Origin of the sequence: Pseudomonas sp. RIT288 (genome assembly GCF_000631985.1) — a bacterium.
Taxonomy (GTDB): domain Bacteria; phylum Pseudomonadota; class Gammaproteobacteria; order Pseudomonadales; family Pseudomonadaceae; genus Aquipseudomonas.
The window spans coordinates 48,362-67,098 of sequence record NZ_JFYN01000010.1 but is presented as its reverse complement, the minus strand read 5'-3'; the positions used below and the strand labels follow the sequence as shown (position 1 = coordinate 67,098).

The 18,737-nt window shown below is 60.0% G+C and carries 22 protein-coding genes; all 22 read left to right on the top strand.

Going from position 1 to position 18,737, the window contains the following annotated elements; all coding sequences use genetic code 11:
- The first annotated feature begins 65 nt into the window (after positions 1 to 65).
- The 22 genes from BW33_RS10940 to BW33_RS10835 all read left to right on the top strand — a co-directional run bounded on the left by BW33_RS10940 (position 66) and on the right by BW33_RS10835 (position 18,730).
- The gene (locus BW33_RS10940) at positions 66 to 590 is read left to right on the top strand and encodes a terminase small subunit (protein WP_047598929.1); all 525 of its coding nucleotides are present in this window, start codon (positions 66 to 68) and stop codon (positions 588 to 590) included.
- On the top strand, positions 535 to 2,523 hold the full coding sequence (locus BW33_RS10935; protein ID WP_330217165.1) for a phage terminase large subunit family protein: 1,989 nt from the start codon (positions 535 to 537) through the stop codon (positions 2,521 to 2,523). Before BW33_RS10940 ends, BW33_RS10935 begins: the two co-directional genes overlap by 56 nt.
- Positions 2,524 to 2,533: 10 nt before the next feature.
- Positions 2,534 to 2,749, top strand: a complete 216-nt coding sequence (locus BW33_RS10930; protein WP_047598925.1) for a hypothetical protein — start codon at positions 2,534 to 2,536, stop codon at positions 2,747 to 2,749.
- 2 nt (positions 2,750 to 2,751) lie between these two features.
- Entirely contained in the window at positions 2,752 to 4,362 is a 1,611-nt protein-coding gene (locus tag BW33_RS10925; RefSeq protein ID WP_047598922.1) for a phage portal protein, read from the top strand.
- Between the two features lie 2 nt (positions 4,363 to 4,364).
- On the top strand, positions 4,365 to 5,597 hold the full coding sequence (locus BW33_RS10920; RefSeq protein WP_047598920.1) for a S49 family peptidase: 1,233 nt from the start codon (positions 4,365 to 4,367) through the stop codon (positions 5,595 to 5,597).
- A 12-nt stretch (positions 5,598 to 5,609) separates the two neighbouring features.
- Positions 5,610 to 5,960 carry a head decoration protein gene (locus BW33_RS10915; protein ID WP_047598918.1) on the top strand — a complete coding sequence of 117 codons (351 nt, stop codon included), beginning with the start codon at positions 5,610 to 5,612 and terminating at the stop codon, positions 5,958 to 5,960.
- A gap of 13 nt (positions 5,961 to 5,973) precedes the next feature.
- Positions 5,974 to 7,002 carry a major capsid protein gene (locus BW33_RS10910; RefSeq protein ID WP_047598916.1) on the top strand — a complete coding sequence of 343 codons (1,029 nt, stop codon included), beginning with the start codon at positions 5,974 to 5,976 and terminating at the stop codon, positions 7,000 to 7,002.
- A 1-nt stretch (position 7,003) separates the two neighbouring features.
- Complete coding sequence (locus BW33_RS10905) at positions 7,004 to 7,222, top strand: hypothetical protein (protein WP_047598914.1); 219 nt, start codon at positions 7,004 to 7,006, stop codon at positions 7,220 to 7,222.
- A complete protein-coding gene (locus BW33_RS10900) occupies positions 7,222 to 7,536 on the top strand; it encodes a head-tail joining protein (RefSeq protein WP_047598912.1) in 315 nt (104 codons plus the stop codon). The genes BW33_RS10905 and BW33_RS10900 overlap by 1 nt, the downstream gene beginning before the upstream one ends.
- Complete coding sequence (locus tag BW33_RS10895; protein WP_047598911.1) at positions 7,533 to 8,189, top strand: hypothetical protein; 657 nt, start codon at positions 7,533 to 7,535, stop codon at positions 8,187 to 8,189. The genes BW33_RS10900 and BW33_RS10895 overlap by 4 nt, the downstream gene beginning before the upstream one ends.
- Position 8,190: 1 nt before the next feature.
- A complete protein-coding gene (locus BW33_RS10890) occupies positions 8,191 to 8,730 on the top strand; it encodes a hypothetical protein (RefSeq protein WP_047598910.1) in 540 nt (179 codons plus the stop codon).
- Entirely contained in the window at positions 8,727 to 9,314 is a 588-nt protein-coding gene (locus BW33_RS10885) for a phage baseplate assembly protein V (RefSeq protein ID WP_047598908.1), read from the top strand. The genes BW33_RS10890 and BW33_RS10885 overlap by 4 nt, the downstream gene beginning before the upstream one ends.
- Positions 9,315 to 9,433: 119 nt before the next feature.
- Positions 9,434 to 9,598 carry a hypothetical protein gene (locus tag BW33_RS10880; protein WP_236645210.1) on the top strand — a complete coding sequence of 55 codons (165 nt, stop codon included), beginning with the start codon at positions 9,434 to 9,436 and terminating at the stop codon, positions 9,596 to 9,598.
- Between the two features lie 5 nt (positions 9,599 to 9,603).
- Positions 9,604 to 9,930 (top strand): GPW/gp25 family protein, encoded by a 327-nt coding sequence (locus BW33_RS10875; protein WP_047598902.1) that lies wholly within the window; start codon positions 9,604 to 9,606, stop codon positions 9,928 to 9,930.
- Positions 9,927 to 10,811, top strand: a complete 885-nt coding sequence (locus BW33_RS10870; protein WP_047598900.1) for a baseplate assembly protein — start codon at positions 9,927 to 9,929, stop codon at positions 10,809 to 10,811. The genes BW33_RS10875 and BW33_RS10870 overlap by 4 nt, the downstream gene beginning before the upstream one ends.
- Position 10,812: 1 nt before the next feature.
- Entirely contained in the window at positions 10,813 to 11,421 is a 609-nt protein-coding gene (locus BW33_RS10865) for a phage tail protein I (protein WP_047598899.1), read from the top strand.
- The gene (locus BW33_RS28420) at positions 11,414 to 13,390 is read left to right on the top strand and encodes a phage tail protein (protein WP_047598898.1); all 1,977 of its coding nucleotides are present in this window, start codon (positions 11,414 to 11,416) and stop codon (positions 13,388 to 13,390) included. The genes BW33_RS10865 and BW33_RS28420 overlap by 8 nt, the downstream gene beginning before the upstream one ends.
- Before the next feature lie 2 nt (positions 13,391 to 13,392).
- Positions 13,393 to 13,836, top strand: coding sequence for a phage tail assembly chaperone (locus tag BW33_RS10855; RefSeq protein ID WP_081794207.1), 444 nt, complete (start codon positions 13,393 to 13,395; stop codon positions 13,834 to 13,836).
- Between the two features lie 104 nt (positions 13,837 to 13,940).
- Positions 13,941 to 15,107 (top strand): phage tail sheath subtilisin-like domain-containing protein, encoded by a 1,167-nt coding sequence (locus BW33_RS10850; RefSeq protein ID WP_047598895.1) that lies wholly within the window; start codon positions 13,941 to 13,943, stop codon positions 15,105 to 15,107.
- A gap of 12 nt (positions 15,108 to 15,119) precedes the next feature.
- Positions 15,120 to 15,623 (top strand): phage major tail tube protein, encoded by a 504-nt coding sequence (locus BW33_RS10845; RefSeq protein ID WP_047598893.1) that lies wholly within the window; start codon positions 15,120 to 15,122, stop codon positions 15,621 to 15,623.
- A gap of 12 nt (positions 15,624 to 15,635) precedes the next feature.
- Positions 15,636 to 15,950 carry a phage tail assembly protein gene (locus BW33_RS10840; RefSeq protein ID WP_047598891.1) on the top strand — a complete coding sequence of 105 codons (315 nt, stop codon included), beginning with the start codon at positions 15,636 to 15,638 and terminating at the stop codon, positions 15,948 to 15,950.
- Between the two features lie 155 nt (positions 15,951 to 16,105).
- A complete protein-coding gene (locus BW33_RS10835) occupies positions 16,106 to 18,730 on the top strand; it encodes a phage tail tape measure protein (protein ID WP_047598888.1) in 2,625 nt (874 codons plus the stop codon).
- Positions 18,731 to 18,737: the final 7 nt, after the last annotated feature.

Genomic DNA, 18,737 nt, shown 5'->3' with positions numbered 1-18,737 from the left:
CGAACTCGCGGGATCTCTGCAGCTGAGAATTTGGCAGGGATGTCCGTCTTTTCAAAGGGTTAGATATGGGCAGGTCAGTTAGCAAGGCCGACTTGAGCGAGATCGTCGGCCGTGATGAACGCACCCTGACCCGATGGCAGAACGACGGCATGCCTGTGACCGAGTTCGGCCTCGGTCGGGGCAACGAAAACCAATACGACACCGAAGCCGTCATTCAGTGGCTGATGCACCAGGCTGCACTCAACGGCAAAAAAGAATCTTCACGCGACCGGCTCGACCGGATCCGTGCCGACCGCGAAGAACTCGCGATGGCCAAGGATCTGGGCGAGGTTGTGATTGCGGCTGATCTGGTCGAGCGTTTCGAAGCCATGATCACCGCAGCCAAAGTGGAGCTGCTCAATTCCTTTCCGGACGCGTTAGCCGCCGAATTGTCGGCGCGCTACGACGTGGAAGTTGACGAGCAGCTCATTCGCGACCCTATTGAAGCCATCCTGAGGAGGCTTTCTGACTATGACAAGGATGATGCCCCGTCAGATGGATATTCTGACGAACCGGACGATACGGAGGGCCTTGAGGAAGACGGCGACTAAAGCGCTGCGCGGCGCCTGCCGCAAGTGGGCACCGCCGCCCCGCATGAGCATTATCGAGTGGGCGGACAAGTACCGCTGGCTCGCACCTGAAGAAGCGGCACGCCCCGGCAAGTATCGCTTTGACGTGACACCTCACCTTATCTGGCCCGGTGGGCCATTGGAGGCACTGGATGATCCGACTGTTAGCGAGATCGTCGGACGCAAATCGGCGCAGGTGGCCTGGACGTCTGGCGTTCTGGGAAATGCCCTGGGCAAATGGATCGACATTGACCCGTCCCCGATCCTGGTGTTGTTTCCCAAAGCCGAAGCGGCCAAACAGTACGTCGGCGAAAAGCTCGAACCGATGATTGAAGCCACGCCACGGCTGCGCAAGAAAGTCGACCTGCGCAGCCGCAAGCTTCAACAAAGGCAGGACTTCAAGCGTTTCCCTGGTGGCTTCCTGAAAATGGTTGGCTCCAACAGCCCGGCTAGCGTGAAGTCCACGCCAGTGCCACGGGTGGCCATTGAGGAACCGGACGACTGCAACCTCAACCTGCGTGGGCAGGGCGATAGCATCAAGCTGGCGAAGGAGCGACTCAAAACCTTTCGTCGTTCGAAAATCATCATCGGCGGCACACCGACCATCAAAGGTCTATCGGCCATCGATGCGGAGTTGGAGCTATCAGACAAGCGTGTTGGCTTGGTGCCCTGTCACGAGTGCGGGCAAGAGCACGCGCTGAGCTTCGACAACCTGCACTGCGATGAGGATCCTGAGTACCAGCATGAGGTGTACGGCAAGAAGCGTCCGGAAAAGACGTTCTACTCCTGCCCGCACTGCGGCGGGATCTGGGACGATAACCAGAAAAACGCCAACCTCAAGCATGGGCGCTGGTCAGCTACAGCAGAGTTTCGCGGTATCGCGGGCTACATCCTCAACGAACTCTACGCAACGTTCTGGGGATCTCGCTTTGAGGTGCTGATGGAAAAGAAACTCCAGGCTGAGCACGCTGCAGCGCAGGGCAACATCGGCCCGATGATCGCCTTCGTCAATAGCTCCAAAGGCGAAAGCTACGAATACCAGAGCGATGCTCCGAAGACTGACGAACTGGAGAAGCGCGCCGAACCCTACGCGGAACTCACCGCGCCCCAAGGTGTGCTCTTGGTCACCGTTGGCGTCGACGTGCAAGGCGACCGCTTGGCGCTAGTGATCACTGGATGGGGTCGGGGTGAAGAGTCATGGCGTCTGTATTGGGGCGAGCTGCACGGCAACCCCATCGATCCGCATGACACTGTCTGGCAAGAGTTGGACAGGGTCATCTCCAGACCGATTCCCATCGCAAGCGGCGCCCAACTGGCGGTGTCGGCGGTCAGCATCGACAGCTCTGACGGTAATACCAGCGATGCGGTTTATGCGTATGTGCGTGATCGTCAACGCTACAACGTTATGGCGATCAAAGGTGCTTCCGTTGACAGCCGTGACAAGGAGATTTTTACCAAGCCGCCGCAGTCGGTGGACACCTCGCAAGACAACACCAAGGCTGCCAAATACGGGCTGAGGGTCCACATCGTTGGCACGCACAAAGCCAAGACTCTGATCGACGGCCGACTTCGGCTGAAAGGCGCAGGGCCTGGCCGAATGCACTGGTATAGCGAGATCCGCTCGGACTACTACGAGCAGCTCACCAACGAAGTGCTGGCGCCGCACCCACGCAACCCCAGCAAGATGGTTTGGCAGAAAAAGGCCGGACGGCGCAACGAAGCGCTCGACTGCGAGGTGTACGCCTTGCATGCGGCGCGCAGTCTGAAAACCCACCTGCTGCGCGATCACGAATGGGACCAGCTGGAGCAGCAACTGCTACAGCCAACTCTGTTCACCACCGAACAACCGGTCGCACCGGTACCGCGCCGAGCCGTCGCTCGTGGGCGGGGCACCCGCAGTCGCGCGGGCTACTAGGAAAACAAACATGACAGACGCACAACAGCGCCTCGCGGAAGTCCGGGCGGCGATCTCTGACGTCCTGAAGAAAGGCCAACGCTTGCGTCGTGCGGATCGCGAACTGTATCGCGCCGAGCTGAACAGCCTTCGCTTGCTAGAGCAGCAATATGCGAAGGAGGTTGCGCTGGAACAGGCCCAACACCAGGGACGCGGTCGTAACCGCATCTCCTACATGAAGATCTGACTATGGGATTTTTTCGAAAAGACCCGGCCGAGTTGCTGATGCGTGAGGCGATCAAACTCGCCAAGTCGGCAAACGAAGCCCGACCTATCGTCGCTCAAGGCGGCGGTGGCGGTGTTGAGACGCGGTGGCGCGGTGCCTCCCGTGTGCTGCGTAGCATGGCCAGCTGGATACCCGGTCTTGGTAGCCCGCGTCGGGATCTCGATCACAATGAGCGGCGAATGCTGGTGGCTCGCTCGCGGGATGCCATGCGCAATCACCTGATCGCCCGTGCAGCCATCACTCGCTTGCGTACCAATGTCGTTGGCACCGGACTGGTTTGCCGCGCACAGATCGACCATGACGCGCTTGGACTCGACGAACTGCAGGCCGATGCAATCAACGCTCAGCTTGATCGTTTGTGGTCGTTGTATGCCGATGACCCTCGGGAATGTGACGCCGAGGCGTCGCTCAATCACTACCAGCTACAGGCATTGGTGTTGATCTCGTCGATGGTAGGCGGCGATGTATTGGTGGCCAGTCCCGACGATGAGCGTCCAGGCTGTGTATTCAGTACGCGGTTGCAATTGATCGAATCGGATCGGGTGTGCAATCCGGCTGGGCAACTGGATGGAGCGTACCTAGTGGATGGTGTCGAGTTTGACCGGCTCGGCGCGCCGTTGGCCTATCACGTCTGCAGCGGCTACCAGAACGAATACACCTCCGGCCAAGCGCTTAAGTGGGAACGGTTGCCGGCCTTCGGAGAGGCCACTGGCCGGCGCCGTGTGATGCACGTCATGGCGGACAAGGAGCGGCCAGGGCAAAAGCGTGGCGCGCCCTATTTGGCTCCGGTGCTGGAGCCGCTGCAGAAGTTGGAGCGCTACAGCAGTGCCGAACTGATGGCGGCGGTGATCTCGGCGATGTTCACCGTGTTCATCAAAAAGACCAATGACTTTCAGGTGGGCAATCTGCCGCTGACGGCACTGGCCAACGAAGGTGACGGCGTTGGAGGCGACACTACCGGCGATGGTGAGTTGGCCTTGGGCGAGGGCGCCATTGTCGATTTGGGCCAAGGTGAAGAGCCAGTGATCGCAAACCCAGCGCGACCCAACGCGCAATTCGATCCGTTCTTTACCGCCGTAGTTAAGGAAATTGGCGCCGCGCTCGAACAGCCAATGGAAGAGCTTTTGCTGCATTACAGCAGCAGCTATAGCGCTGCCCGCGCCGCCATGTTGCAGGCGTGGCGGTTCTACAGCCTGCGTCGTTGGTGGCTGATCTGTGACTTCTGTCAGCCCAGTCGAGAGCTGCTGATTGATGAAGCGGTGGCGAGGGGGCTGATCAAATTGCCGGGCTACGCCGATCCCGCAAAACGCAAAGCGTACTGCCAAGCGATCTGGATCGGTCCGGCCCGTGGCGCTATTGATGAACTCAAGGAAGCCAACGCCGCCGGCAAGCGCATCGAAATCGGCGTCAGCAATGAAACGCTGGAAACAGCCGCAATGACCGGTGAACCGTGGCAGCAGGTGTACCGACAGCGTGTCCGCGAGGTCGAGCAACGCCGCAAGGATGGCCTGCATGTCCTGCCCAAAGGTCGCGAGCAGGAAACTCCACTGCCCAATAACCCCAACGAGGAATAACCATGCCCCGCGCATTTGAGCTGGCTGCATCGCAGCCTTGGCTGATGCTGCCTGGCGCCCTGGACAACCTGCTGACCATTGCAGATCGGATGGGCGATCCGGCAGCGCTGGAAACCCGCACCGGCATGCGGCTGGATAACAGCCGCACCGTCAGTGTGCGCAATGGCGTGGCCATCATTCCGGTGGTTGGCCCAGTGTTTCGTTACGCCAATCTATTCACTGAGATCAGCGGCGCGACGAGCACTCAGGTGTTAGCCACCGACCTGCAAACGGCGCTGGATGATCCCAAGGTCAGTGCAATCATCCTGAACATCGACAGCCCTGGCGGCGTAGCGGCTGGCATCAACGAGCTGGCCGACCAGATCCATTCGGCCCGTGATCGTAAACGCATTGTCGCCTACATCGGCGGCACTGGTGCCAGCGCGGCTTATTGGATTGCTTCAGCGGCCAGCGAGATCGTTATCGACGAAACCGCACTCGCTGGCAGCATCGGTGTAGTCGTTGAGGCTGTCGTCGGCGGTGAAGAAGCCAACGGTCGCAAGCGCTACCAGATCGTCAGTCGCAACGCGCCCAACAAGCGAGTGGATCTGGCCACCGAAGAAGGTCGGGCCAAAGTCGGCGAGACGGTCGACGCCATGGGCGACGTGTTCGTGGCCAAAGTGGCCCGCAACCTGGGCGTGGATCCTGAGCGCGTTCCTGAGATGGGCGACTTCGGCGGTTTGCGCGTGGGCGCCACCGCCGTTGAGTCCGGCTTGGCCCACCGCCTTGGCTCACTCGAAACATTGATTACAGAACTGGCCAAACCGGCCGCAACCCAACCGAGGAAATACAACATGACCACCGTCAGCAGCACGGCGGAGTTGCGTGAGGCGCTGGCCGCCGGCACGGATCCGCAAACCATCGAGATCGCTCAAGCCGGTCAACCGGATCTTGAGAGTGTTCGCACCCAAAGCCGTGAGGAGGGTGCTACCGCCGAGCGACAGCGCATCACCGCTATCAACGCCATGGCCAGCAAGGGTTTCGAGACCGAGATCGCCGCCGCCATCGATGCCGGCACCTCGGTCGAGGCCACCGCTCTGCAGCTGTTTAAGGCGGCGCAGGATCGCGGTATTTCACTGAGTGCGATCAAGGCTGATGCCACCGGCGCGTCGACATCTACTCCGACGGGCGATGCGGCTCAGGGTGAACGTAAAGCAGTTGTGAACGCCATTGTTGAAGGCGCCTCGCGCCGCTGATTGGAGATCCTCATGAGTAATCCTGAACGCCAAACCTACGTCCCCGACCAACTGTCGGCGGGCGCCTTTCCGGTGATCATCGATACCGTCGTGATTGCTTCCGGACAAAAACTCAACCGTGGCGCCGTCCTCGGTCAGGTCAAAACCAGTGGTGAGTTTGTCCTGGCCAAAGCGGCAGCAACTGATGGCTCCGAGACGCCAGTGGCAATCCTCGATCAGCCCACCGATTCGACCAAAGGCGCCCAGATCGCGCCTATACGCCTGACCGGCGAAGTGCTGGCCAACCAACTCACTCTCGGCGAGGGCTTCACCCTGGTGCAGGCGAAAGCCGCGCTACGTGCCCTGAGCCTGTTCGTTCGTTAATTCGGAGTTCTAAATGGATATTTTTGATACCCGCACCATGCTCGAAGCGGTTGAGCAGATGCCAACTGCGCGCCGTTTTTTGTTGAACACGTTTTTCAACGGTGGCAGCCCAGTAACGTTTCCAACCAAAACGGTCGACATCGACATTATCAAGGGCAAGCGAAAAATGGCCCCCTTTGTTCACCCGCGTCTGCCTGGCAGTGTGTCGTTGCGTGAGGGCTACACCACCAGCAACTACACCCCGCCTTACATCCAACCCAAGCGCGAAACCACTGCCGAGTTGGTACTCAAACGTTCGGCTGGTGACAACCCGTTTTCTTCGCGTACTCCATTGGAGCGGGCAGGGCAGTTGCTCGGCAAAGATCTGCGTGACTTGGACGATGAAATCGTACGCCGTGAGGAGTGGATGTGTGCTCAAGCCCTCACCACCGGCAAAGTCCGCGTGATCGGCGAAGGCGTGGATGACACCATCGACTTCCTGATGTCCAGTGATCACAAGATCAGCCTGGGCAGCGGGCAATGGAACAGTTCTGACGGTGACCCTATTGCCAATCTGCGTGGCTGGAAACGCAAAATCGCCAAGGACTCTGGACGTACAGCCAACACCGTCGCCATGAGCGGTGAGGCACTGGATGCCTTCCAGTCGAACGCAACGGTTATGAAACAGCTCAATACTCGCCGTGTGGATATGGGGCTAATCAAACCCGAGGAGCTGCCCGACGGTGTGACGTACCTCGGCTATCTGAATGATCCCGGCGTCGACCTTTATGGCTATGACGAGTGGTACCTGGATGACGACGAAGAAGAACAGCCGATGATTCCGGCTGGCGGCCTGATTCTCGGTTCGACTTCGACGCGCAACGCCATGTTGTATGGCGCGATCCAGGATCTAGAAGCCGTGGAAAGCGGCTTGGTCGAAGCGGCGCGCTTCCCGAAAAGCTGGGTGACCCAAGAGCCAAGCGCTCGTTGGCTGAAGCTCCAGAGTGCGGCACTGGCTGGCCTGCTCGAACCGGATGCCTTCATCTACGCCAAGGTGGTGTGACATGGCCAAGAAAGCCGAGTTTCTGGTGATTGATGGTTGCGTGCAGGATGGCCGCGTCGTTGTCGTAAAGGGCGAGCCATACAGTCCGCCACATAAAGAAATCGAGGAAGCGTTACTCGCTGAGGGGCGCATCGCCCCGCTCAAGGATCCGCGAGCACAAGAACTGCTGCGCCAACTGTCGAACGTTGCCAATGAGGACGAAAACAGCGGAGGTGAGTGATGGGCTTTCGCGAATTAAGCGACGACATGGATGCCTTGGTTCTGGATGGCTTGGGCGATATGGCAACGGTCGGCGGTCGAGAGATCGCCGGTTTCTTTTCCGCGCCTTGGTTGCAGCCGCGCATGGGGCGAATCAACACCGCGTTGCGCGAGCCGCAATTTGAGATTCGCGTCGTCGATGCTGCAGGTTTAGAGCCAGGACAGCTGGTGGTCGTTGATCTTGCAAAGCAAGACGGGGGAGGCCAGTACGACTTGGTCAAACTTGAGCCAGATGGCTCCGGCTGGGTGGCATTGCTATTGAGGCCTAAAGCATGAGCGTTGGCAGTCACTTCAAATCCTCGGCCGGCGGCGGGATGATCTCGCTGCAGACCTCGGCGGCAGACCTGAAAGCATTTCAGGACTTTGCCGCCGTGTTGCCAAAAGCAGCGGCCAACGCTCAGCGTAGAGCCATCAACAAAACCCTGCGTTGGCTTGCCACACAAATCGCCCGCGCCGTTGGGCGGCAGGAACGGATTGCGGTTGCTGCTGTGCGGCAGCGCCTGCGAGCGTACCCGGTCAGCGGTGGAGCGAACAGCGGCAAGCTGTGGTTCGGCCTCAATGCCATGGAGGCGAGTCGCATCGGCCGGCCTCGGCAGAGTCGCTCCGGTGTCTCAGTGGCAGGCCGGCGCTTTCAAGGTGCGTTCTTCAAAAAGGTCTACGGCAACAGCGCTGACGTCTGGATCCGTACCGGCAGCAAGCACTTCAGGGCGAGCGATTATCCCGACAGCGATGTCAGCAGGGCGGTCGGCGCGAGTTCGGGCTGGATCGCCGAACATGACAACCGCTTCCCGCTGGCTAAAGCCAAGGTGTCTCTGGAGCAGGTCCGACCACACTTCGAAAGCTGGGTGCGCAAAGCTGACGAACACCTGGTGCATGTCCTGCAGCAGGAACTCAATTTCGAAGTGCAGAAGCACTTGAAGGGGAAGTGATGTGACGGATCAAGTCGACGAGCCGTTCAGTCTTGAACAGCTGTATCACGCCATCGAGCGGCGCATTCAGGAACACTTCCCGGGCCTGCAGGCGGTGTGCATGTGGCCGGATGATTTGGATCGCTTACCGCTGCCAGCGATACTGATCGAATTGGCTGAGATGGAGCCGGGGCTCGATCCGGGAACCGGTGAAACCGGCTTGGCCTGCAAGTTCGAGGCACGGGTGATCACCGATCCGATTCAGTCGGATCATCATCAACAAGCGGTGTTCCTAGCGGGCCACCTCGCCGCGTTGCTGCGCATGCAGTGCTGGGGTGTTGAGGTCGAACCGGCTGAGTTCGTTCAGGCCATGCAGGACTGGACCAAACCCGAACTGGACGGCTATACCGTCTGGGTCGTGGAGTGGACACAGCAGATCTACCTCGGTGACGCCGAATGGCCATGGCCGGATCAGCCACCGGGCACGCTGCTGTTAGGCGTTGATCCTGATGCGGGGCCAGCCAACCGGGACAAGTACTTTGCGCCGGAGAGTCTGGCATGAGTGGTGGCTATGTGAGCGCCCAGCATGACCGCATGCTCGCTGGGCTTGTGAAGGACTGCTATGTCGTGGCGGTGGATCTCGCAGCGTCACCACCGGTGTGCCGGGTGTCGGACGGTGAGTGGGTAAGTGGCTGGGTACGCTGGCACAGCATCGCCGCAGGCAAGGCGCGGCACTGGCGGGCGCCGAGCCTCAACGAGCAGGGCACCCTGATCAGTGCCAGTGGCGAGGTGGCGCAGGGCACATTTATTCCCGGCCTTTATGGGAGTGGCGGCGCGCCGCCGGACAATCGCGATCACGTTGAAGTCTGGCGTTTCGACGATGGCGGATCTCTGGTCTACGACTGGCAGACGAGTAGCTACACCGTCAGCGTGCCAAGCGGTACGGTCACGATCAAGGTCGGATCAACCCTGGCCGAAGTCACCGACAATGCCATCGTGGTGAAGTCCGGAACGATCGATCTGGAGGGCGTTGTGAATATCAAAGGGCAGGTCAACATCGACGGCCCGCTGCACGCTACCCAAAGCATCACCAGCGATGCCGATATCCTGGCTGCCCGCCAAAGCGACAACCATCACAAGCACTAACTCAACATTTACTCAGCCCGCCGCGTGCGGGCTTTTTCATGCCTGGAGTTCCCATGGCCAAACACCAAGATGAAACGACTGCGTCTGAGTCCACTCCCATCAGCCCAGTGCTGATGCCCATGACCGTGACCTTTCGCGACAAGCACTACACCTCGCGCACGGTTGTCCTGCCGGACGGCCGCACGCTCGCCGTGGCGAAGAACAAAGTCACGGTCGATAGCGCCGACGATGTGGCGTTAAGAACGCTTAAAGCCCATGCCGAGTTCGAGCAACTCAAGGAGTAAACCCGATGATCGGAATGGATCGCCACACCGGGCAACCCATCTCCGGCATTGAGCATTTACGCCAGTCCATCGGGGACATCCTCGGCACGCCATTGGTGAGCCGCCGTGAACGTCCGGAGTACGGCAGCAAGCTGCGGCGCATGGTTGACCTGCCTGTCAACGAGGGCTGGAAAAGCGCCGTCCAGGCTGAAGCCGCCCGGGCGCTGGGTCGGTGGGAGCCACGGTTGAAGCTGGAACGGGTGCGTGTGCTGTCCGTGCTGGGCGGCAAAATCAACATACAAGTCAGCGGCGAATACCTCGGTGTGCGCGGCACGTTGGAGGTGTGGGTATGAGTACCCTGGTGGATCTGTCGGAGCTGCCGGCACCGGACGTGCTGGAACCGCTGGATTTTGAAGAAGTGTATGGCGAGGCACTCGACGTGTTTCGCGGCCACATGGGTGGGAACTGGACGGCCTCTCTGGAAAGTGATCCGGTGACCAAGCTGTTGGAGGTCGCCAGCTACATCAAGCTCGGCAACCGGGCACGGGTCAACGACGCGGCCAAATCGCAACTCCTGGCCTATGCGACGGGCGCCGATCTGGAGCACCTTGCGGCTAACGTCAATCTCAAGCGCCTGGTGATTCAACCTGCCGATCCGCTGGCGGTACCACCGGTCGAGGCGGTGATGGAATCACACGACGCTCTGCGCGAGCGCGTGCAATTGGCCTATGAGGGACTGACCACGGCAGGGCCGCGTAACAGTTACATCCTGCATGCGCGCAATGCATCAGCGCTGGTGGCAGATGCAACGGCGGAAAGCCCGTCACCGGCCTGTGTGGATGTCACGGTGTTGGGCCTTGAAGGTGACGGCACGGCCAGTCCTGAACTGTTGAAGCTGGTTGCCACGGCGGTGAATGACGACGACGTGCGCCCGGTGGGGGACCGCGTCACGGTGCGCGGTGCGCAGATCCTGCGCTACCGCGTCGACGCCGTGCTGCACATGAAAGGTGCTGGCCCGGAGAACGACGCCGCGCTTGCCGAGGCGATCAAGCGGCTTGAGGCCTGGATCAATCCACGCCGCCGGCTGGGCCTCGAAGTGGCGCGCTCTGGCGTCGATGCGCAGCTGCACGTTGCCGGCGTGGCCCGCGTGGAGCTGACGGACTGGCTGGATCTCAAACCGACCAAGGCGCAGGCGGCGTACTGCACCGGTTATTCCGTCGTGCTGGGAGGTTGATATGCGCAGTCTCTTGCCGCTCAACAGCACTCCCCTGGAACGGGGTATCGAGGCAACGTTCGCCGAAACCACGCTGATTCCGTTGCGCACCTTGTACAACCCCGACACCTGCCCGGTACACCTGCTACCGCATCTGGCCTGGGCCTGGTCGGTCGACCGCTGGGATCCTTCGTGGTCGGAGTCGGTCAAGCGTGCCGCCATCAAGGCTTCGTTCTTCATTCACAAGCACAAGGGCACCATCGGCGCTATACGCCGAGTGGTCGAGCCGCTGGGCTACCTGATCGAGATCGTTGAATGGTTCAACACCGTTCCGCAGGGCATACCCGGCACCTTCGCGCTGAAGGTGGGGGTGCTGGACACCGGCATCACCGAGGAAATGTATCTCGAACTTGAACGCTTGATCGACGACGCCAAGCCCGTCAGCCGACAACTTACCGGGTTGGCCATCAGCCTGGAAACCCAAGGCAATTTAGACATCGCCGTGTCCCTCTACGACGGCGACGAAATCGACGTTTACCCGCCCGTCATGCGTGACATTGAGGTCACCGGCAGCATTGGCGTGGTCGGCCGCGAACACACCATAGACACTCTGGACGTTTATCATGATTGATGCGAATTCGCAGTTTTTCGCGATCCTCACGAACGTGGGGATGGCCAAACAGGCGAACGCCGACGCGCTCGGCGTTGCCTGGAGAATCACCGAAATGGGGGTCGGCGATGCCAACCCGGGAGGGTTGGCCGACCCGCCCAACCCAGTGCCGGCGGCCACTCAGACCAAGCTGCTCAGCGAGTGGCGCCGCAAGCCGTTAAATCAACTTCGCGTTGACCCGGTCAACCCGGCGGTGATCATCGCCGAGCAAATCATTCCGGCCGATGAGGGCGGTAAATGGATTCGCGAAATCGGCCTTTACGACGCGGACGGGGATCTGGTGGCGGTGGCCAACTGTGCGCCGAGCTTCAAGCCGCTGCTGTCGCAAGGCTCCGGCCGCACGCAAGTGGTGCGGATGAATTTTGTGGTATCCAGTACCGGGAACATCACCCTCAAGATCGACCCGGCGGTGGTGCTGGCGACGCGTGAATACGTCGATTCGCGCATTCTGGACGAGCTTAGCAAGCTCGACATCAAGCAGTCGGTGCGCGCTGCTACCACCGCCAACATCAGTCTGGTCGGTCTACAGACGATTGACGGTGTAGCGCTCGCGGTCGGTGATCGGGTGCTGGTAAAAAATCAGGCGGCCGCCAAGGATAACGGGCCATATGTCGTGGCCGTGGGTTCTTGGGTGCGGGCCAAGGATGCCGATAGCAATGCCAAGATAACGCCCAACCTGACAGTGGCGGTCGAAGCCGGCTCGACGCAGGCTGATACGATTTGGCAACTGGTGACAGATGCCCCGATTGTTGTAGGAACTACTGCGCTGACGTTCAAGGACATTACAGACGGGTTTGCCCGGTTGTTTTCGCCGAGTTTCGCTGGCAACCCGACAGCCCCGACGCCGGCGCTGTTCGATAACAGTAAGTCGCTTGCGACGACCGAGTTTGCCCAGCGAGCGCAGGGGAGTTATGCGGATCTGGTGACCTATCCCGGGAGCGTTGATTTGTCGCCGGCTGATGTTGGGCGCTTGGTCGCGCCCGGCGGGTCGGGTTCGACTGTCACCCTGCCGGATGCGAGCGCTGTTCCTCAGGGGGCGGTCGTAACGGTTCTCGCGGGCTTGAATGGTGCGACCTTCAAGGCGAAGGCCGGGCAGTCTCTGATTGCGATCAACGGCGCGTTGGGGCCGTTTACTCAGCCTCAATCGACAATCTCGGCCTTCCGGCGCTTGAATAACGGTCAAGGCTGGGCGCTGGAAGGGGGCGATGGCGCGCTGAAGTATTCGCCGATTTTGCGGGGGGCGCATTGGGAGACGCAGCCGCAATTCGATAACGGCAAGTCATTGGCGACTACTGAGTTTGTGCAGCGGGCAATGGGTAATTTCTCTGGGCGTTTCGATATTGCAGCGCTGCCGGCGACATTGAGTGTCGCGGCTGCTGGCCAGCGTATTGTGCTTTCTGCATCGGGGACATTGACCCTGCCGCCTGTTAGTTCTGTACCCACCGGCACCAATTTTTTCCTGTTCAACACGACGCCGGGCGTGGTCAACATTGTCCGGCAGGGTACAGACGTTATTTCCGCGCTGTCTGTTAGTTCCATGACCTCTGTGCCCCTTCAGTCCCTGTCCACCATCGTGATCACCGCAGGCAATGGGCAGTGGGTTGTTGAGAACGGTATGTCCGCTTTGAAATATGCGCCTGAGTTCGGCAGCTCTTTTGGGAATAGTGGTTACCAACGATTGCCATCCGGTGCGATTGAGCAATGGGGTACAGGCGTAACGGACGCGAACGGTTACGTCTACGTTACTTTCCCTATTCCGTTCCCTAACGCGCCGCGCAACATCACGCTCACGCACGTCGGGTCAATGTGTTTGATGCACGCGCTCATGGGGGCGGGACTGGGTGCGTCCGGCTGTACGTTGCGCGTGCAAAATGCGGCGGGTACTGCCCAGGCGCTCTGGTCGGTTCAATGGCGAGCAGTAGGAAATTGATGATGAGCAAAACCGTGTTTTTCAGTCCGTCCGTGTGCGGGGCTTATCGCGCAGAGATTCATGGCGCGAACATGCCGCCGGACGTTGTCGAGGTGTCGGAAAGTGTTTGGCAGTCGCTGCTGGACGAGTTGGCGGTTAGCCCTAAAAAAATGTCGTCTCGGCCCAACGGTCAACCAGTGCTGATTGATCCGCCGCCGCTCGATGCTGAGGAACTGGCGGCGGGTGAGCGCGCCTGGCGCGATGCGCAGTTGGCTTTGACCGATCCGTTGGTCTCCCGGCACCGCGACGAGATCGAGGAGGGCGGTGTGACCTCGATCACCGCTGAGCAGTACGCAGAGCTGCAGGCTTACCGCCGCCAGTTGCGCGACTGGCCGCAAGGTTCGCAATTCCCATTCGCCGAGCATCGACCGATTGCGCCGCAGTGGTTGACCGAGCCGCCTCAATAAACGCCCCGCACTGACGGGGCGTTTTCTTTTCCGTTACGCGTAACACGAACCCCCTTCACAGCCTCGCTTATGCGGGGCTTTTTCGTTTTTGGAGAACGAGCCTTATGAGTTTCTTTCACGGCGTCACGACCACCTCGGTCGATACCGGCGCACGCACTATCTCGCTGCCGTCCTCGTCGATCATCGGCCTGTGCGACACCTTCAGCCCTGGCTTGGTGGGTGGCGGTACGGCCAAGGCCGGCGAACTCAAGCTGATCACCACCGAACGTGAAGCCATTGCAGCGTTCGGCGCCGATTCAGCGATCACCAAGGCCTGCAGGGCGATTTACGCCAAGGCCAAGGCGGTGATCGTCGCCATCGGTGTGCCGAAGATGGACGACCCGGCGCTGCAGACCTCGGCCATCATTGGCGGTGTTTTGGAGTCCGGTCAACGTACTGGCCTGCAGGCGTTGCTCGATGGCAAAAGTCTGTTCAACGCACAGCCGCGATTGCTGATCGCCCCCGGCCATTCGGCTACGCAAGCAGTGGCCACGGCCATGGATAGTCTGGCGCAAAAGCTACGGGCTATCGGGATCATCGACGGGCCATGCACCACCGATGAGGCCGCCATGGCCTACGCGAAAAACTTTGGCAGTCGCAACCTGTTCATGGTCGACCCCGGTGTGCAGTTCTGGGACAACGGTGAAAGCAAGACGGTGGACGCGCCGGGTTCTGCATGGACTGCCGGCCTGTTTGCCTGGACGGATTCGACCTACGGCTTCTGGGCTTCGCCGTCGAACAAGGAGTTTACCGGCATCACCGGTACCACCCGTGCGGTGGAGTACCTGGACGGTGACGAGACCTGCCGAGCCAACCTGCTCAACAACGCGAACATCACCACGATCATTCGTGACGATGGTTTCCGTCTCTGGGGCAACCGCACGCTGTCTAGCGACCCGAAATGGGCGTTCGTCACCCGCGTGCGCACGTTGTTCATCCTCATGGATGCCGTACAGGCCGGCCATAAATGGGCGGTCGACCGCTCGATCACCAAGACCTACGTCAAGGACGTCACCGACGGCCTGGAAGCGTTCATGCGCGACCTGAAAAACCAAGGCGCGGTGATCAACTTCGAGGTGTTCCCGGATCACGAATTGAACACGGCCAGCCAGATCGAGCAGGGCAAGGTGTACTGGCGCATCCGCTTCACCGATGTGCCGCCGGCTGAAAACCCGAACTTCCTTTTCGAGGTCACCAACGAGTGGATGACCGAAGTGCTTGAAGCTGCCTAAGGAGGCACCCTGATGATTCCTGAAGTTCTCTCTAACTGCGCCGGGTTTATCGACGGCGTCAGTTTTGCCGGTGAAATGCCGAGCCTCACCTTGCCCAAGGTGGTCCTGAAAACCGAAGCCTACCGAGGCGGCGGCATGGCCGGCGAGGTCGAGATCCCGACCGGCGTGGAAAAGCTTGAAGCCGGTTTCACCACCAACGGTGTGCGCCGCGAAGCGCTGAAGTTTTTCGGCCTGTCTGACCGCACCGCCTGCAGCGCGGTTTTCCGAGGCTCATTTAAAGGCCTGAAAGGTAAGGTCACCCCAGTCATCGTCACCATGCGTGGCGGTATCAAGGAAGTCGACATGGGCGACTGGAAGCCCGGCGACAAGGCCGAGACCAAACACAACATGGCACTGACCTACTACAAACTCGAAGTTGCCGGTCGGGTGGTTTACGAGATCGACATGCTGGGGATGGTCCTAGTCGTCGATGGCGTCGACCAGCTCGCTGACGAACGTTCGGCCCTTGGCCTTTAAGGACACGATGAAATGACGCAAACCAATCAAGCTACTCAAGAAAAACCACTGCCAAGCTGGCTGCAACTGACCGAGGAAGGTTTTCGCATCTCACTGCGACACCCCACCGAACTGTCGGGTGTGCTGGTCGACACGCTGACCATTCGTGCGCCATGCGTGCGTGACATTCGGGCCGCGCAAGCGACCTGCAACGGCGATGAAGAAAAGCGCGAAATGTCGCTGTTCTCCTCGCTAACGCAGACCCCGGAACAGGATCTGATGGCCCTCAAGCTGGTCGACTACATGCGCCTGCAAAAAGGCTATTTTCGTCTGGTCCAAGACGACTAGGTTTGATGGACCAACGTTGAAGGGGCTGGCCAAGCGTCTGGCCAAGGAGACCGGTTTCTCGGCTGCCGAGATCATGGCCATGCCCTTCAACGACATCGTGTGGTGGCTCACGGACTGAGCCATTTCCAATCATCCTCGATCCCAGGGACACGCACATGGCGAAGAACCTCGCACTCGGCTTTGTCATCGGCGGCGCCGTCGATCCGACGGTGGGCAAAGCGTTCAAGGACGTCGAAAGCAAGATCAAGCACCTGGACACGGTCGGCAGTAAAGCCCGGGTGCTGCAGAACACAATCGGCGACACCATGCGTCTGCGTGAGGAATGGCGCAAGGCGCACGCAACTGGCGCCGCCGGTGCCGACAAGCTGTTGTCCAAATACGAAAAGAACCTCGACCTTCTCAAGAAACAGGGCGTCGAGGTCGGACGGCTGAGTAAGGCCTACGCCACGATGGGTCGCGTGGCGGCCGGCGCTGAACTCAAGGCGATCGGCCATCGGCAACTGGACGAAGGTCGGCAGGGGATGAAAACCACCCTCGGCCAGGCCGGTGCACTTACTGCTGCCGTAGCGATTCCTACCAAGGTCAGCGCGGATTACGGCGCGATCATTCGTGACATAGCGATCAAGGCCAATATTGCCAACACACCAGAAGAAACGCAGCTCTCCAAAACCGTGATCGACACATCGCGGGATACTGGCATGGCGCGCAATCAGGTGGCCGAGGTAGTCAACGCCCTGGTCGGCGCCGGTATGGAGTTGGACAAGGCGCTGTCCTATGCACCGACCGCAGCCAAATTCGCGGTGGGCCAAGGATCGGAAGGCACTGAAACGGCGAAGATGATCAACGCTTTGGGGCAGAACGCCAAGATCACTGACCCCAAGGTAATGCAGCAGGCGCTGGAGGCCATTGCTTACCAGGGCCAGGCGGGCAGTTTTGAAGCGGTCGACATGGCCAAGTGGTTTCCTGAGTTACTGGCCGGTATGGGCAAACTGGGTATCACCGGCATGGATTCGGTGACGCAGCTGGGCGCGATGCTGCAGGTGCAAATGAAAACGGCCGGTGGGTCCGACGAGGCGGCGAACAACCTCAAAAACTGGATGGAGAAAATAGGCTCGGGTGAAACGGTCAAGGCCTACCAGAAGGCCGGGATCGACTATAAGGGGTCGATGCAGACAGGTTTGCAGAATGGCAAATCCACACTGGAATCCAGTTTTGCCCTGGCCCAGAAGTACATTGAAGCGACCGATCCGAAGCGGGCGGCCGAGATGGCCAAGGCCACAGCGGCGATCAGTAAAGAGGCTGATCCCGAGAAAGCCAAAGCTATGATGAAGTCGCTGGAGGAGGCTTTGCGTACCGGTGACCTGTTCGCTGATATGCAGGTCAAGGCCGCTTTGACAGCGTACATGCAGAACAAGGATCTGTATGAGCAGTTGAAGAAAGACTCGGCCAATGCCACCGGGATCCTCGACAAGAACCTGGCGGAGCGCCGGCAAACGTCTGCGCAAAAGTGGTCCGAGATGGCCCAGAGCATGGATGATGCTATGCGCAGCATCGGTGATGCGATTCGCCCGGTCACTGATGCGGTGGCGGATGGGATCACGAATGTCAGCCGTCAGCTCGCGGGACTGTCCGATGAGTCACCGCGTTTGGTGACGGCTATCGGTACCGCTGTGGCGGGCATGATCGCGCTCAAGGGTGCCGTCAGCGCATTCAAGATGGGTAAGGGCCTGATGAATATCGGGCGCGGCACCTTGATGGGCAACCCGAACATTCCGCAAAAGGTCATCGTCACCAACCTTTCGGCGATGGGCGGCGGACTGGATGCCGGCGACTTCGATACCGGTCGCGATGGGAAAAAAGGAAAGGGCGGAAAAGGCGGTAAGGGCGGCGGCAAAGAGGGTATCACCCGTGGAGGCGGGGGTGGTCCTAGCGTTGGCTCTGTGGTGAAAGGAACCGCCGTGGTCGCCATCGCTGAAGCGGGATACAAGGCCTGGGATACCTATCAGAATGCCGAAACTCAGGATGAAAAAGCCGAAGGGTACGGGCAAGCGGCGGGTGGCTTGGCCGGCACACTGGCCGGTGCTGCAGCTGGGGCCGCTATCGGATCGGCCATTCCCATCATTGGCACCATGGTCGGTGGATTGATTGGTGGTTATCTCGGTTACATGGGCGGCGACGCGCTCGGCGGCTTTGCGGGCAAAGAGCTGTTCGGAACCCCTGACTCACTCAAGAAGGTGCCGGATGCCGGGCCGCTGATGATGGTCAATGCCGGGCAGAACATTCCGCCGGTAATGGGCGATGTCGCCCGTTCATTCGCGCCGGTACCGGTCGTCAAAGACATGGTTCAGCCGCAACCGAAAATGTTGCCGCTGCTGACCGGTGCTGCGCCCGTACCTCAAGCGACTCTCGACAGTCCCAAGCCGCTACCGGCTCCGATGCAAGCGCTGCCGGTACAGGTTCCAAAGTCACCTGTTTCCAAGCCTCTGTTGCCTGAGCGGGAGCCGACTGCAACAGCATTGGGGGATGTCACGCGTGCATTGAATCAGCCGGCATCCCCGGCGGTACCGGCGATGCTCGCACCGCCTGTTGCTGCTAAACCCCAGTCGACCAAGGTTGAGCAGCGATTCGATATTCAGGCGCCTCTGCATGTCACCGTACAGGGCGACGTAAAGGATCCGGCGCAACTGGCGCGAGAGCTTCAACCCTACATCGATCAGCAGTGGCGTCAGTCCACCCAGCAGTTGCAAAACCGCTCGCTGTTCGACGAACCGCATGTGTAACGAGGAG